The sequence below is a fragment of the Pseudohongiella sp. genome (assembly GCF_040877505.1).
In the GTDB taxonomy this organism is placed as follows: Bacteria; Pseudomonadota; Gammaproteobacteria; order Pseudomonadales; family Pseudohongiellaceae; genus Pseudohongiella.
The window spans coordinates 104,249-118,911 of sequence record NZ_JBBDNQ010000010.1; the positions used below are offsets into that span (position 1 = coordinate 104,249).

The following is a 14,663-nucleotide window of genomic DNA, read 5'->3' on the forward strand; positions in this document are numbered from 1 at the left end:
TCTGCACTGTCTGCACTAAGAGGACAGCTGAGTAGACAACTTGGTAGTCCGTTGCCCCGGCCGTATTCTTGCGCACCGGGGTTACAGCTCACCCGGTTGCCTGGCTTGCAGTTGCCGGATTCAAACCCGTCTGTCGTTCATTTGACGTGAATCAGCGCCTGCTGTTCATATACCCCTTGAAATCCCTCGCTGCAGGCCTCACATTAACAGGCAATAGCCACTACGATTACGATGAGTATTATTATGGGCGACGCTTCCGATACCCCGACTGACATCAGGTCAAGTCTTCCTTTATTACCCCTGCGCGATGTTGTTGTTTACCCGCAGATTGTGCAACCGCTGTTTGTCGGACGGCCACGATCGATCCGGTCGCTGGAAGTAGCCATGCACAGCCACAAGCAGGTGTTGCTGGTGGCACAAAAGAATGCGTCCGAGGATGACCCGGGGCTGAAGGACATTTTTTCAGTCGGCACTGTTGCCACCATCCTGCAATTGATTCGCTTGCCAGACGGCACCGTCAAGGTGCTGGTCGAGGGTGTGACGCGTGCGCGTATCCGCTCTGTCGAGCTGGAGGAAGATTACTTCCAGAGCGAAGTCATGCCGTTGTACTCCGACCCATTGCCCGACAAACAGTCCCAGTTACTGCTGCGGTCACTGCTGTCGCAATTTGATCAGTACGTGCAGCTCAGCCGCAAGATTCCGCCGGAAGTGATGAGTTCGATATCGGGCATTGATGAGCCTGGCCGCATGGTTGATACCATCGCGTCCCATATGTCACTGCAATTGCAGGAAAAACAGAACCTGCTGGAACTGGTGGGATTGCAGCCGCGTATTGAACATCTGATGGGATTGATTGAGGCGGAAATTGACCTGTTCCAGGTCGAAAAACGCATTCGCGGTCGTGTCAAAAAACAGATGGAAAAAAGCCAGCGTGAGTACTATCTGAACGAACAGATGAAAGCCATCCAGAAGGAAATGGGTGAGATGGAAGACGGCCCCAATGAGGCCGAAGAGCTTAAAAACAAGATCGAAAAAGCCGGCATGACCAAGGAAGCCAAAGACAAGTCACTGGCTGAGTGGAACAAACTCAAGATGATGTCGCCGATGTCGTCAGAAGCCTCCGTGGTGCGCACCTATCTGGACTGGATGGTGAACATCCCCTGGAAAAAGCGTAGCAAGGTGAGTCTGGAGCTGAACAAAGCCGAAGATATTCTTAATGCCGACCATTACGGGCTGGAAGAGGTGAAAGAGCGCATTCTGGAGTATCTGGCGGTACAGAAACGCGTGAAAAAACTCAAGGGCCCGATTCTGTGTCTGGTGGGACCTCCCGGGGTTGGTAAAACCTCGCTGGGGGAGTCCATCGCCAGAGCGACCAATCGCAAATTTATTCGTATGGCGCTGGGCGGGGTCCGCGACGAAGCCGAGATTCGTGGGCACCGGCGCACCTACATCGGTTCCCTGCCGGGCAAGCTGATGCAGAAGCTGTCCAAGGCCGGCGTCAGGAACCCGCTGTTTCTGCTCGATGAGATCGACAAAATGGGCATGGATCACCGCGGCGATCCGGCTTCTGCGCTGCTGGAAGTGCTGGATCCGGAGCAGAACAAGGCATTTAATGACCATTATCTGGAGGTCGATTACGACCTGTCCGAGGTGATGTTTGTGTGTACCTCCAATACCATGAATATTCCCGGGCCGCTGCTGGACCGTATGGAAGTGATTCGTCTGCCCGGATACACCGAGGCCGAGAAAACCAGTATCGCCTCCAAATACCTGCTACCCAAGCAGCTCGAGGCCAATGGCCTGGCCAAGGACGAGCTGGAAGTGCCCGAAGAAACCATCCGCGACCTGATCCGCTACTACAGCCGGGAAGCCGGTGTTCGCGGGCTCGAGCGGGAGATAGCAAAACTGTGCCGCAAGGTGGTCAAGGAAGCAGCGCTGCGCGATGATAAAGTGAAAGGCAAGGGCAAGGCGGAAACACAACAGCTCAAGCTGACCCCGGACCTGCTGGAGAACTATTCCGGGGTGCGCAAGTTCGACTATGGTGTCGCCGAAGAAAGCAACCGGGTAGGGCAGGTTAACGGCCTGGCCTGGACCCAGGTGGGCGGCGAACTGTTGACAATTGAATCGGTTGCCGTCGAAGGTAAAGGCAAAACGGTCAAGACCGGCTCTCTGGGCGATGTCATGCAGGAGTCCATTCAGGCGGCCCTGACGGTCGTCAGAAGCCGCGCTGCGATGCTGGGCCTGAAATCCAATTTCCATGAAAATATTGATTTGCATATACACGTGCCCGAAGGCGCTACGCCCAAGGACGGTCCCAGTGCGGGTGTTGGCATGTGCACGGCCATTGTGTCGGTGTTGACCAATATTCCGGTGAAAGCGGATGTGGCCATGACGGGTGAAATCACCTTGCGTGGACAGGTTTTGCGCATCGGCGGTTTGAAGGAAAAGCTGTTGGCAGCACATCGCGGCAACATCAAGACGGTGATAATTCCGGCTGATAACGAGCGCGATCTGAAAGAGATTCCGGACAATATCAAGGCTGACTTGTCCATCCATCCGGTCAAGTGGATTGATCAGGTGATGGAGCTGGCATTGGAACGCATGCCGCAGCCATTACCGCAGGGTGACGGTCCAATTAGCGGAAAAGACGCTGCAAAAGACGAAAATGCTGTCAGCACCCACTGATTACGGCGTTTTCTGTTGACATGCGTTTCAAGCGCTTGGTATAAAGTGGCGGTTGTTTGCGGCTCTGTGCCGCGCGCCGCCAGACTCATTGGAGTTCGGCGAGGTGGCATACAGCTCCGTCTGGTGGGAAGTAAACCAGATTAAAACCTACACTCCGACACATCATTAACAGGTATAGAAAAACAAGGGGATACTGTGAATAAATCAGAATTGATCGAAGCCGTTGCCGCCAGTGCAGATTTGCCAAAAGCGGCTGCTGCCCGCGTCGTTGATGCGATGATTGACACGATTACAGACTCACTGCAAAAAAGTGAGCCGGTGGTACTCGTCGGCTTTGGTACGTTTGGCACAAAAGACCGTGCTGCGCGCACTGGCCGTAACCCGCAGACAGGTGCAACTATCCAGATCAAAGCGGCGAAAGTGCCGAATTTCAAGCCGGGTAAAGCACTGAAAGATGCGGTAAACAGCTAAGCTGATCTGGCCGGCTATTGCATCCGGTATGCTGTCAGAACCGGATACTGATTAGCAGGAACGTGCGGATTGTGATCATCACGTCCAACTGGCCGATAATCAGAACCGGTAAAAGGGCGCATCATTGATGCGCCCTTTTAGTTTGACGATAACGATCGTGTATTACTGATACCGTGGATCCAACTCAAGATTTTCAGGAAATTGTATGCTGCAGACCATCAGAGATAACTCCCAGGGTGTTATCGCCAAAATCATCATCGGTTTTATTATCGGTATTTTTGCTTTGTTCGGTGCTGAATCGATAATCGGTGGTTTCCTGGGTGGCAATAATGTCGCCAGTGTTAACGGCGAAGACATCACCGAACAGGAGCTGGCCCTAAGTCTGCAGAATCTGATGGCACAAATGGGTGCCAATGTTCAGGATTTTGATGAAGAGTTGTTGCGCGAGATCGCCCTTGGGCAATTGGTCGAAGACCGTTTGCTGATGCAGGCGGCGCAAAACTCAGGCATGACTATTTCAGACGATTCGCTGGATCGTCAGATTGTGCGTACACCGCAGTTTCAGCTAGGCGGTGTGTTTGACGCAGACCTGGCACGTCGTACCATGGGCGCTCAGGGATTCAGTCCGCAGGCATACCGGGCATCGCTGGCCGAGCAGATGATGATGAGTCAGTTGGCGAATGCCTATGCCAGCAGCAGCTTTGTGACTGACAAGGATATTGAGCGCCTGGCAGCGCTGGAATTGCAGTCCCGTGACTTCCGTTATCTGTCTGTTCCACTTGCTAACCGGACCCTTGGCGAAGCAATTGCGGAGGAAGATATCCGGGCTTATTACGACAACAATCCGGCCGAATTCACTGCACCGGAACAGGTATCTGTCAATTACGTCGTGCTGGACAAGGATCGTATCTTTGACGAGGTGGCGGTCGACGATGCCCGTGTCCGGGCACAGTACGAAGAGGAGCGGGAGGCGGCCATTGCCAATGTCGAGCGACGTGCGTCGCATATCCTGTGGGAACTGGGTGGTGATGCCTCGGAAGAGGAATTACTGGCACTGGCGGCTGAGGTAAAGGCGCGACTGGATGCCGGCGAGGATTTTGGCGAACTCGCTCGCGAGTATTCCGATGACACGGTTTCAGCCGAAGACGACGGTGACATTGGTTACACCGACGGCAGCGTGTTCCCCGATGCGCTGGAGCAGGCGCTGGTGACGCTGGACGTGGGTCAGGTATCTGATCCTGTGGTGTCGGAGTTTGGTGTGCATCTGGTCAGGTTGACCGAGTACGATGCGCAGGAATACCCCGAATTCGAAGAAGTGGCAGAGCGAATTGAGCGCGACCTGAATGCGGCTGAAGTTGATGAACTTTATTTCAGCCGTCTCGAAACGATGGCCAATCTGGCCTTTGAGACGTTTGATCTGCAGGCGATCAATGAAGAACTCGGGCTTGAAATTCAGCAAAGTGCGTTTTTTGGTCGTGACGGTGGCAGCACTGATATCACCTCTGACCAACAGGTAGCAGAGGCGGCGTTCTCTGACGATGTTCTGGTCGAAGAACTCAACAGCGAGCTGATCGAATTAAGTGACACCCGCGCAGTTGTGATTCATTTGCGCGAACACCGACCCGAAGCGTTGATGCCATTTGCGGAGGTGCGCTCCGAGATAGCGGTGACCCTGCGCGGCGAGAGAGAGCGACAGATGGCCCGTGAACTGGGTGAGCGCCTGCTGGCAGCGCTGGAAGCCGGTGAAGACATCAGCGAACAGGTGGCAGCCGACTCACTGAGCTGGAATGAACATGACGATGTTCGTCGTAACCAGAGTAACGTCAATACCGAAATTGTACGGAACGTCTTCCAGATGCCGGCACCGCAGGGCGCCGATCCGGTGCGACGTGGCTTCAGCCTGAACAACGGTGCCTACGTGCTTGTCGAGCTGCAGGCGGTTGAAGAGGGCAGTGCCGCAGATATGCCTGAGGAGCAGCGACAGCAGCTGATGACCGCGCTGGTAGAGAATCAGGGGCGTACCAGCTTTGATGCGCTGTTGAGAAACCTGCAGCAAGAGGCGGACATATCAGGGCTGTGAGCCTGAGGTGGGTATGCTGACCAGGGCCTGAACGGGTTGCCTGAGAGCTCATGAACAAGCCGGAGAAGACACGGGTCTGCTCCGGCTTTTTTGTTGGTTTCGACACAGGCGGTGGTGGCATCGCCGACGATTTCGGCATTTTCGAATACGGATTTTCTTGCCAACATTGCCCCGGTTTGCTAGTTTTCACCTTCGATATTTCTGGCTGTCGCATAAAAATCTCTGCACATTGACAGCATGCTGACATCAGCATTGAGGCAAAACAAAAAATGAAACACATGACAGGTCTGTTGTTCTTCCTCGCCCTCTTGTGGTGGGTACTGTCCGGCTACACCAAACCACTTTTGATTTCCCTGGGTATCGTTTCCGTGCTGTTTGCAGCGTTCATGGCGCATCGTATGGACGTTGTTGATGATGAAAGTCATCCGCTGCACCTGAGCGCGAAACTCGTGCGTTACTGGCTGTATCTGCTGTGGCAGATCGTCGTATCCAATGTCAAGATGGTGCAGACCATTCTCAGTCCGACGCCCGATATCAATCCGCGCATTTTGCGTGTGCCAATCAGTCAGCGCAGTCACCTGGGCAAGGTGGTGCTGGGTAACTCTGTCACCCTGACACCCGGTACCGTCACACTGCAGATTGACGGCAACGAGATTGAGGTGCATGCCCTCAATGAAGAGTCGGCGCAAGGTGTAGAACAGGGCGACTTTGATGAACGTGTTCCTGCCAGCATCGAGGTCAAATCATGATTTTAACGTCGGCCGCTCTGGCTATTCTGGTGACCATGACACTCGCCATCACACGCGCGCTGTTGGGGCCTACAATTTACGACCGAATCCTGGCCGTTAACATGTTTGGCACCAAAACTGTTTTGCTGATCGCCGTGATTGCTGCCATTGCCGGGCGTGGTGACTATCTGGATATTGCACTGGTGTATGCCATGATCAATTTTGTTGCCATCATTGCGGTGATGAAGTACTTCGAATTCGGCAGTCTTGGCCATGATGGTCACGATGAGGCAGCCGTTCATGCCGGCAAACGTCAGGAGGACGAGTAACCGTGGATATTCTGCAGATTCTGTCCGCCGTTCTGCTTGGCCTGGGTGCTGTGTTGGGCATTGTAGGTGCCATTGGCATTTTGCGATTTCCGGACTTTTATACCCGCATGCATGCGGCAGGGATCACCGACACACTGTGCACCGGTTTTTTTGTTGGCGGACTGATGCTGCAGTTTGGCTTGACGCTGGCCAGTGTGAAATTGCTGTTGATATTCATGTTCATGCTGTTTACCTGCCCGACGGCGACACACGCACTGGCAAAAGCGGCGCGACATGGTGGCTTGAAGCCCTGGCTGAAAGCAGACGCCGGCCCGGGTAAAAATAGTGAAGGACGGGCCACATGATTCTCGAACAACTTATAGATGTTTTCCTGCTGGCGTTTCTCGCAATCATCTCGATTGCCATTGTGCGGATCCGGGACGTGTTCAGTGCGGTCATGCTGTTTGGTATTTACAGCCTGGTGTCGGCATCTCTTTTCATGATGCTGGCGGCCGCCGATGTGGCGTTCACGGAAGCAGCGGTTGGTGCCGGTATCTCTACCATACTGATGCTGGCAACCCTGGGGCTGGTCGGCCGTGACAGGGAGAAAACACTGGTCAAGAAAAAGATCAGCCTGTTACCTCTTGCCATCGTTGTGGTCACCGGCGCAACACTGGTCTACGGCATCGTGGATCTGCCGCCATTTGGTGCTGCCGACAATCCGGTACACACCCATGTTGCCCCCCGGTATATTTACCAGTCCATGTCCGAAATCGATGTGCCAAACCTGGTGACGGCGGTACTGGCCAGTTATCGGGGCTTCGATACCCTGGGCGAGGTAGTGGTGATTTTTACCGCCGGTATTGGTGTTCTGCTTTTGATAGGCGGGCGTCGTCGTCGCGAAGAGGAAACCAGTGATGAATGATCATGTGATTTTGCGTGTTGTTGGCAAATTCCTGATTCCCTACGTCATGCTGTTCGGGCTTTACGTTCAGTTTCATGGCGATTTTGGTCCCGGCGGCGGCTTTCAGGCCGGCGTGATTTTTGCGTCAGCTTTTGTCATTCATACACTGTTATTCGGGGTGCGGGCGACACAAAAAATCGCGCCGGAATGGATATTGCGAGTGGTGGCCTCGGCGGGCGTTCTGCTGTACGCCGGTGTGGGAGTCGTCAGTCTGTTCCTGGGCGCCAACTACCTTGATTACAATGTGCTGGGCGCCTATCCGGTGGCCGGACAACATCTGGGCATTATTCTGGTGGAGTTTGGCGTAGGGCTGACTGTGACTTCGGTCATCATGCTGATGTTCTTCACCTTTGCTGCCCGCGGTGAATCTGAAGGAGACGCCTTATGAGCGGGCTGGGCATCTGGACGTATCTGATCATCATATTCCTGATGATGACCGGACTTTACATGGTCATCTCCAGCAGTAATCTGGTGAAAAAAATGATCGGTCTGAACGTTTTCCAGACTTCGGTTTTCTTTATGTATATCAGCTTCGGCTACATCAACGGTAGTTCGGGGCCGCTGTACAACGAGAATGTGGATCTGTATTCAAACCCCTTGCCACACGTGTTGATCCTGACAGCGATTGTTGTGGGCGTTGCCACCACCGCTGTGGGTCTGGCATTGACTATCCGTATCAAAGAGTCGTTCGGCACTATTGAAGAAGACGACCTGCATAAAATGGACTCCTCACTCTAATGTTAATGCATCTTCCTGTACTCGTTGTACTGGCGCCGCTGCTGGCGGCGCCGATTGTTGCGCTGACGCGAGGCGCCACGTGGCCCTGGTTGTTGTCAACGCTGGTATCGTGGTTTGCCTTGTTATGTGCTGTGCTTTTGCTGGTTCAGGTGCAGGCGCAAGGCGTCATCATCTACACCATGGGGGGCTGGGAAGCCCCCTGGGGTATCGAATATCGCATAGATTTTGCCAATGCGCTGTTGCTGGTTCTGATCACCGGTCTGGCCAGTATTGTCATGCCTTATGCGCGCCTGAGTGTTGAGCAGGAAGTCGGTGCTGAACGCAGCCCGATGTTTTACGCTGCGCTGTTGCTGCTGAGTCTGGGTCTGTGCGGCATGACGGCAACCGGCGACGCCTTCAACGTATTTGTATTCCTCGAGATTTCATCACTGGCGACCTATACATTGATTGCCATGGGCCGCGACCGGCGTGCGCTGACGGCATCATTCTCCTACCTGGTGATGGGCACCATTGGCGGCACGTTCTACCTGATTGGTATCGGTCTTCTGTATGTGATGACGGGCACCCTGAACATGGCCGATCTGGCCGAGCGCTTGCCGGCCATCAGTGACAGCAGCACTGTACGCACGGGTTTTGCCTTTCTCGTGACCGGAATATGCTTAAAGCTGGCCTTGTTCCCGCTGCATCTCTGGTTGCCCAATGCGTATACCTACGCACCCTCCGCAGTAACTGCTCTGGTGGCAGCAACATCGACCAAGGTGGCGATTTATATCCTGATTCGTTTTGTTTTTACCATCTTTGGTCCCGAATTCAGTTTTGGCGTCGAGCCGCTGGCTGAAGTTCTGATTCCTTTGGCGGTGATCGGATTGCTGAGTGCTTCCACGGTGAGCATTGGTCAGCCCAACATCAAACGCATGCTGGCTTATTCCAGTGTCGCTCAGATCGGTTATATCGTGCTGGGTATTGCCATGGGTACGGCCATGGGGCTGACTGCGGCGCTGTTGCATATGTTCAACCACGGGTTGATGAAAGGCGCCTTGTTTATGGCGCTGGGTGCGGTCATGTACCGACTGGGCGGCACCCATCTTTCTGATATGCAGGGTCTGGCCAAAACCATGCCGCTGACTTTCTGGGCGTTTGTGATCGGCGGCCTGAGCCTCATTGGCGTACCGCTCACAGTGGGCTTTGTCAGCAAATGGCACCTGATACTGGCAGCCGTTGAACTGGGTTGGTGGCCAATCGTGATTGCCATCCTGGTGGGTTCGATGCTGGCGGTGGTTTATGTCGGACGGGTGGTTGAGGCCGGCTTTTTTGGTGAGGCCAAAGATCCGACCCGGCGTGAAGCGCCTGCCAGTCTGTTAATCCCGGTCTGGATACTTATCCTGGCTAATGTCTATTTTGGTATTGATACCCGTTTGACTGTTGATATCGCCGAAGCGGCTGCTGCGCAGTTGATGGCAGGAGGAGTTGTCCAGTGACCGCAAATACTGCGCTGATACTGACCTTGCTGACCCCTTTGTTGGGGTCGGTACTGATTGGTTTGACGGGGCGCTGGCCCAACCTTCGCGAAACCATCACCATGGTTACTGCAGTGAGCCTGTTTGCCCTGGTCATTCGCGTTTTGATCGGACTGAATGCAGGCGAAGAGATCGGTATTGAGCTGTTTACGGTCATGGCCGGTGTTGGCATTGCCTTCAATACCGAGCCTCTGTCCATTTTATTTGCCATGATTGCCAGTGGCCTGTGGGTGGTGACGTCAGTTTATGCCTTTGGTTACATGCGAGGCACGAACGAGAAGAATCAGACGCGCTTTTATGTCTGCTTTGCCATCGCATTGTTCGGCGCCATGGGGGTGGCGTTCTCGGCCAACCTGCTGACGCTGTTTATCTTCTACGAAGTGCTGACTATTTCCACATACCCACTGGTCACCCACAAGGGTGATGCCAAGGCCAAAGCAGGCGGTCGAACTTATCTCGGCATCCTGATGACCACGTCTATTGTGTTCCTGCTGCCGGCCATTATCTGGGTGTATGCCGCTGCCGGGACACTGGACTTCATGCCCGGTGGTATTCTGGAAGGCAACCTGGCCGCCGGTTCGGCGACATTGCTGCTGATGCTGTTCCTGTTTGGTGTAGCCAAGGCGGCGGTGATGCCGGTGCACAGATGGCTGCCGGCAGCGATGGTTGCACCAACGCCGGTGTCGGCCCTGCTGCATGCGGTAGCGGTCGTGAAAGCGGGCGTTTTTACCCTGACCAAGGTGGTCATTTACACCTTTGGTACTGACTATCTGGCGCAGGTGCCATTCCAGGAAATTGCTGTTTACCTGGCTGGTTTCACCGTTGTGGCGGCCTCCTGTATCGCGCTGCGGCAAACCAATATCAAACGCTTGTTGGCGTATTCAACCATAGGTCAACTAAGTTATATCGTGATGGCTGCCATGGTGTTGGCGCCGTTGTCAGAAATCGGCGCGGCCCTGCATATTGCGGCGCATGCCTTTGGCAAGATCACTCTGTTTTTCACCGCCGGCGCCATCTACGTGGCCTCCAAGAAAACCGAGATCACGCAGTTGAACGGTATTGGCTGGCGTATGCCCTTCACCATGACGGCATTTGCCGTAGGCGCATTGTCGATGATCGGTGTACCTCCCACGGCAGGATTTGTGTCCAAATGGTTCTTTATCGCCGGTGCCATGCAGGCGGATAATTACTTTGTGCTTGCTGTGCTGATCGTCTCCACGGCACTGAATGCGGCGTATTTTCTGCCCATCATTTATAAAGCCTTCTTCAAAGCGGAGGATGTCACACTGAAAGACCATAAGGAGGCCCCGGTAACCATGGTGGCAGCCTTGTGCCTGACAGCGACATTAACGTTGCTGTTCTTCTTCCTGAATGGTCCGGTATTGGAACTTGAGTCTCAGATAGTAGGGGGTATGCGGTGATAGACGAGCAGCCTTTGGGCACAGCCGAAACATCAAAACCGGCGGGTTATCATGCGCCGGTTTATGGACAGGATTGCCCTCGCGTGCAGGTACCTGACCTGGTCGATGGCAAGCCCCATTGGCTGGTGCGCCCTGACACCATTCGTAAACTGTGGTGGGGCTTTGGTGTCATTCTGGCGCTGACGGTAGCCGCCCAGTTTGTGGTGGATGTGCATGATTATTTCACCGTCGATGGTTGGTTCGCTTTCTACGCCATCTTTGGTTTTGTCAGTTGTCTGGCCATGGTGGTGTTTGCCAAGGTGCTGGGCATGTTTCTGAAGCGTCCGGATACGTACTATGATGAACATTGATTTAATTTTTCCGCCTGCGTTCATCATGATCGCAGGTGCGTTGCTGGTGCCGATAGTCAGTGCAAAGCTGCGCCCGGCGCTGTTATTGCTGGTACCGTTATTGACGCTGTTCATGATCTGGAATCTGGATGACGGTGTTCTGGCCAGTGCGCGATTTCTGGGGTTTGATATAGAACTGGTTGAGGCCAGCAGTGTCCGCCGGATGTTTGCCACCATCTTTGCCCTTATGGCCATGCTGGGCGGCCTGTTTGCTTATCGACACGCCAGCGTTGTTGAAATGTCGGCGTCCATGGCTTATGCGGCGGGTGCTGTAGGTGTCAGCTTTGCCGGTGACCTCATAACACTGTTTCTGTTCTGGGAATTCATGGCGATTTTCTCCACGCTGGTGGTGTGGAGTGGGGGTACGCCGGAGGCGCGTCGCGCCGGTATTCGCTACGGGATCGTGCATTTCATCGGTGGTGTGATTCTCAAAATCGGCATTGTCGGTGTTGCGATTGAGACTGGATCCATTGAGATCCAGGCGTTGACAGTGGACAGTTTTGCCACCTGGATGATGCTGATTGGTGTGCTGATCAATGCGGCAGCGCCACCGTTGTCTTCGTGGTTATCCGATGCTTATCCTGAAGCAAGCCCGACCGGTTCCGTGGTTCTGTCAGCATTCACCACGAAAACCGCGGTACTGACCTTGCTGCTGTTGTTCCCCGGTCAACAGGTATTGATCTGGGTAGGCCTGTACATGATTTTCTACGGCATCATTTATGCCTTGATGGAAAATGACATGCGTCGCATTCTGGCTTATTCCATCGTCAACCAGGTTGGTTTCATGGTTGTGGGTGTGGGTATTGGCACTGAACTGGCGTTGAATGGGGTCGCAGCACACGCGTTCTCTCACATCATCTACAAAGCCCTGTTGTTGATGAGTGCGGGCGCGGTGATGGTGCAAACCGGTAAACGTAAGTGTACCGATCTGGGTGGTTTGTACCGCACCATGCCGGTCACGGCTATCTGTGGCACCATCGGGGCGCTCGCCATCTCTTCATTTCCGTATACCTCCGGGTTTATCTCCAAATCCATGATCAGTCAGAGTGCGGCATACGGTGAAATGGCGTTTGTCTGGTATGGGCTGGTAGCAGCCTCGGCCGGGGTGTTCCTGCACGCAGGCATTAAGTTCCCGTGGTTTGTGTTTTTCCAGAAGGATTCCGGCTTGCGGCCGAAAGATCCAGGTTGGAACATGCAGGCTGCCATGATCATTTTTGCCGTGGCTTGTGTGGCGCTTGGGGTTTTCCCGTCTCTGTTGTATCAATACCTGCCGTATGAAGTGGAATACGTGCCGTATACCGCAGATCACCTGGTGACACAACTGCAGTTGCTGTTGTTCGCAGGGCTGGCTTTCTTTGTCACCTTGCCGATGATGAAGCGTACATTGACGATCAGCCTGGATACGGATTATTTCTACAGACGGCTGGGGCCAAAAATGTGGACAGCTTTCCTGCACCTGGTTGTGGTGCTGAATGGTGTGCTTCAGTCGTTGGTCGTTGAGCCAGGCAAGCGCCTGCCACAGATGTGGTTGCGTTATCACGGGCCGGAAGGCCCGCTGGCAAGAACCTGGCCCACCGGCAGCATGTTGCTGTGGGTGACAGTCATGCTGGTTGTGATATTGATTGGGGCCCGATTGCTGTAACTGGCAACGGGCTCATTCGAGATACAACAATAATTCCTGTCCGGGATATATGACATTGCTGCGAGCGATCTGGTTCCAGCGAGCGATTTCCTCAATACTGACACTGTGCTCTCTGGCAATTTTTGCCAGAGAGTCTCCGGCTCTTACTACATACTGCAGCATTTGCGGGTCACTGATGGTGTCATGGGTGACAGGGTTGTGAGGAGTAGTGTCACGAGCGGCCAGGGTATCCGGCTCCAGTCGTAAACGCTGCCCCAGCCTCAGTACCGAATCTGTCTCTATATTGTTCCACCTGGCCAGCTCTGCCACGGTCAAACGGTAGCGGTTGGCTATTTTCCACAAACTGTCGCCACTGCGCACGGTATACTGACCGGCGGGCACAGGCTGCGAGTTGGCGGCAGCCAGCACCACGGAAGGTGAGGGCAGGGGTTCTCCGGCGCGGTAGGCACGCGGGATCAAAAGTGAGTCACCTGCGACTATCCGGCTGCCGACAATATCATTGGTTTGCTGCAGGGCGCTTACCTGAGTGCCAAAACGGCTCGCAATGCCGCCAAGAGTGTCGCCGGGTTGAATGACATAACGATCCCAGGTAATACGACTGTCACCCAGAGCGGCCAGATTCTGTTCGAACACCGGCAAACTGTCGACGGGCAACCAGACAGTGTGTGGCCCGTCAGGGTGAGTGGCCCACTGCAGGTATCCGGGGTTGAACTGATATACAAGCTCCGAGTCGAGCTCTGCCAGTTGTGCAACCAGCCCCAGGTCTATTTGCGAGCCGACATCATAAGCGGCCAGATAAGGAAGGTCCGGGATCGGGCTAAGCGTGAGTCCGAATACGTCCGGGTCTGCCATGACATGCGCCAGTCCCAGCAGTCTGGGCACATGGCGCCGGGTCTCCCCGGGCAGAGGCAGGGACCAGAAGTCGGTGTCCTGCCCGCTTTGCTGGTTACGCCTGATGGCCCGCTGCACATTGCCCTGGCCGGCATTGTAGGCGGCCAGCGCCAACAGCCAGTTTTCATCAAACTGTGCATACAGCAATTCGAGGTAATCCAGGGCAGCCGACGTCGACGCCACGGGATCGTGTCTGCCGTCGTACCACCAGTCGCGTTTCAGACCCAGGCTTCGGGCCGTGGGCGCCATAAATTGCCATAAACCGGCTGCGCTTTGACTCGAACGCGCCATGGGATTGAATGCACTCTCGATGACGGGCAGCAGAGCCAGCTCCAGCGGCAGGCCCCGGCGCTCGACTTCCTGCACGATCTGGTAAATAAACGGGGTGGCTCGCTCCGTGACCTCGGCGATGTAACGCGGGTTATCGCGAAACCATTGTATTTCTTCTTCAATCTGCTCGTTGTGATGCTCCAGCGCGAACTGCAATCCATTGCTGACGCGGTACCAGACCGTGTCGGCGTGACTGGGCAGATTCTCTGTATCAGGGGTATTGTGGATGGTCGAGGCGGTGACGGTGGATTGTCGCCGGGACTGACGGTTTTCATGATTGCCGGTGGCAGTGCGTGCTTGCTGGCTGCTGTCGGTTTGGCTGTTGTCATCCGCCTGTGTCAATTCAGGCAGGGTGCTGCAAGCCTGCATGAAAATACCCGATGCTATCAGGATGGCAAGTGGTTTCAGGTGGAATCTGGGCCCGGTTGGTTTGGGGCGCTGCGCGTCGGGTGGCCGGGAAGCCATCGTGAAACGTGTCGCTTTTGTCATGTTCTCGTAT

The 14,663-nt window shown here is 54.6% G+C and carries 15 protein-coding genes; 14 read left to right on the plus strand and 1 reads right to left on the minus strand.

All coding sequences use genetic code 11. The features are described from left to right. The first annotated feature begins 243 nt into the window (after window positions 1-243). The 14 genes from lon (at window position 244) to WD071_RS03740 (ending at window position 12,943) form a co-directional block, all read left to right on the plus strand. Entirely contained in the window at window positions 244-2,685 is a 2,442-nt protein-coding gene (lon, locus tag WD071_RS03675; RefSeq protein ID WP_368046970.1) for an endopeptidase La, read from the plus strand. Between the two features lie 195 nt (window positions 2,686-2,880). After that, window positions 2,881-3,156, plus strand: coding sequence for an HU family DNA-binding protein (locus WD071_RS03680; protein WP_368046971.1), 276 nt, complete (start codon window positions 2,881-2,883; stop codon window positions 3,154-3,156). 205 nt (window positions 3,157-3,361) lie between these two features. Beyond that, window positions 3,362-5,236 (plus strand): SurA N-terminal domain-containing protein, encoded by a 1,875-nt coding sequence (locus tag WD071_RS03685; protein ID WP_368046972.1) that lies wholly within the window; start codon window positions 3,362-3,364, stop codon window positions 5,234-5,236. Window positions 5,237-5,286: 50 nt separating this feature from the next. Next, window positions 5,287-5,469, plus strand: a complete 183-nt coding sequence (locus WD071_RS03690) for a hypothetical protein (protein ID WP_368046973.1) — start codon at window positions 5,287-5,289, stop codon at window positions 5,467-5,469. Window positions 5,470-5,505: 36 nt separating this feature from the next. Next, window positions 5,506-5,985, plus strand: a complete 480-nt coding sequence (locus WD071_RS03695; RefSeq protein ID WP_368046974.1) for a Na+/H+ antiporter subunit E — start codon at window positions 5,506-5,508, stop codon at window positions 5,983-5,985. Then, the gene (locus WD071_RS03700) at window positions 5,982-6,293 is read left to right on the plus strand and encodes a monovalent cation/H+ antiporter complex subunit F (RefSeq protein WP_368046975.1); all 312 of its coding nucleotides are present in this window, start codon (window positions 5,982-5,984) and stop codon (window positions 6,291-6,293) included. Before WD071_RS03695 ends, WD071_RS03700 begins: the two co-directional genes overlap by 4 nt. Window positions 6,294-6,295: 2 nt before the next feature. Further along, window positions 6,296-6,637 (plus strand): monovalent cation/H(+) antiporter subunit G, encoded by a 342-nt coding sequence (mnhG, locus tag WD071_RS03705; protein WP_368046976.1) that lies wholly within the window; start codon window positions 6,296-6,298, stop codon window positions 6,635-6,637. Further along, window positions 6,634-7,197 (plus strand): DUF4040 domain-containing protein, encoded by a 564-nt coding sequence (locus WD071_RS03710; protein ID WP_368046978.1) that lies wholly within the window; start codon window positions 6,634-6,636, stop codon window positions 7,195-7,197. Before mnhG ends, WD071_RS03710 begins: the two co-directional genes overlap by 4 nt. Then, window positions 7,190-7,624, plus strand: a complete 435-nt coding sequence (locus WD071_RS03715; RefSeq protein ID WP_368046979.1) for a Na(+)/H(+) antiporter subunit B — start codon at window positions 7,190-7,192, stop codon at window positions 7,622-7,624. Before WD071_RS03710 ends, WD071_RS03715 begins: the two co-directional genes overlap by 8 nt. Further along, complete coding sequence (locus WD071_RS03720) at window positions 7,621-7,974, plus strand: cation:proton antiporter subunit C (RefSeq protein WP_368046980.1); 354 nt, start codon at window positions 7,621-7,623, stop codon at window positions 7,972-7,974. The genes WD071_RS03715 and WD071_RS03720 overlap by 4 nt, the downstream gene beginning before the upstream one ends. Further along, a complete protein-coding gene (locus WD071_RS03725; RefSeq protein ID WP_368046981.1) occupies window positions 7,974-9,452 on the plus strand; it encodes a monovalent cation/H+ antiporter subunit D family protein in 1,479 nt (492 codons plus the stop codon). Before WD071_RS03720 ends, WD071_RS03725 begins: the two co-directional genes overlap by 1 nt. Next, window positions 9,449-10,912: a proton-conducting transporter membrane subunit gene (locus WD071_RS03730; RefSeq protein WP_368046982.1), complete on the plus strand. Its 1,464-nt coding sequence runs from the start codon at window positions 9,449-9,451 to the stop codon at window positions 10,910-10,912. The genes WD071_RS03725 and WD071_RS03730 overlap by 4 nt, the downstream gene beginning before the upstream one ends. 83 nt (window positions 10,913-10,995) lie before the next feature. Next, a complete protein-coding gene (locus tag WD071_RS03735; RefSeq protein ID WP_368046983.1) occupies window positions 10,996-11,262 on the plus strand; it encodes a hypothetical protein in 267 nt (88 codons plus the stop codon). Beyond that, window positions 11,249-12,943: a Na(+)/H(+) antiporter subunit D gene (locus WD071_RS03740; protein WP_368046984.1), complete on the plus strand. Its 1,695-nt coding sequence runs from the start codon at window positions 11,249-11,251 to the stop codon at window positions 12,941-12,943. Before WD071_RS03735 ends, WD071_RS03740 begins: the two co-directional genes overlap by 14 nt. Window positions 12,944-12,955: 12 nt before the next feature. On the opposite strand, the gene WD071_RS03745 is transcribed toward WD071_RS03740, so the two are convergent. Next, window positions 12,956-14,653, minus strand: a complete 1,698-nt coding sequence (locus WD071_RS03745; protein WP_368046985.1) for a LysM peptidoglycan-binding domain-containing protein — start codon at window positions 14,651-14,653, stop codon at window positions 12,956-12,958. Window positions 14,654-14,663: the final 10 nt, after the last annotated feature.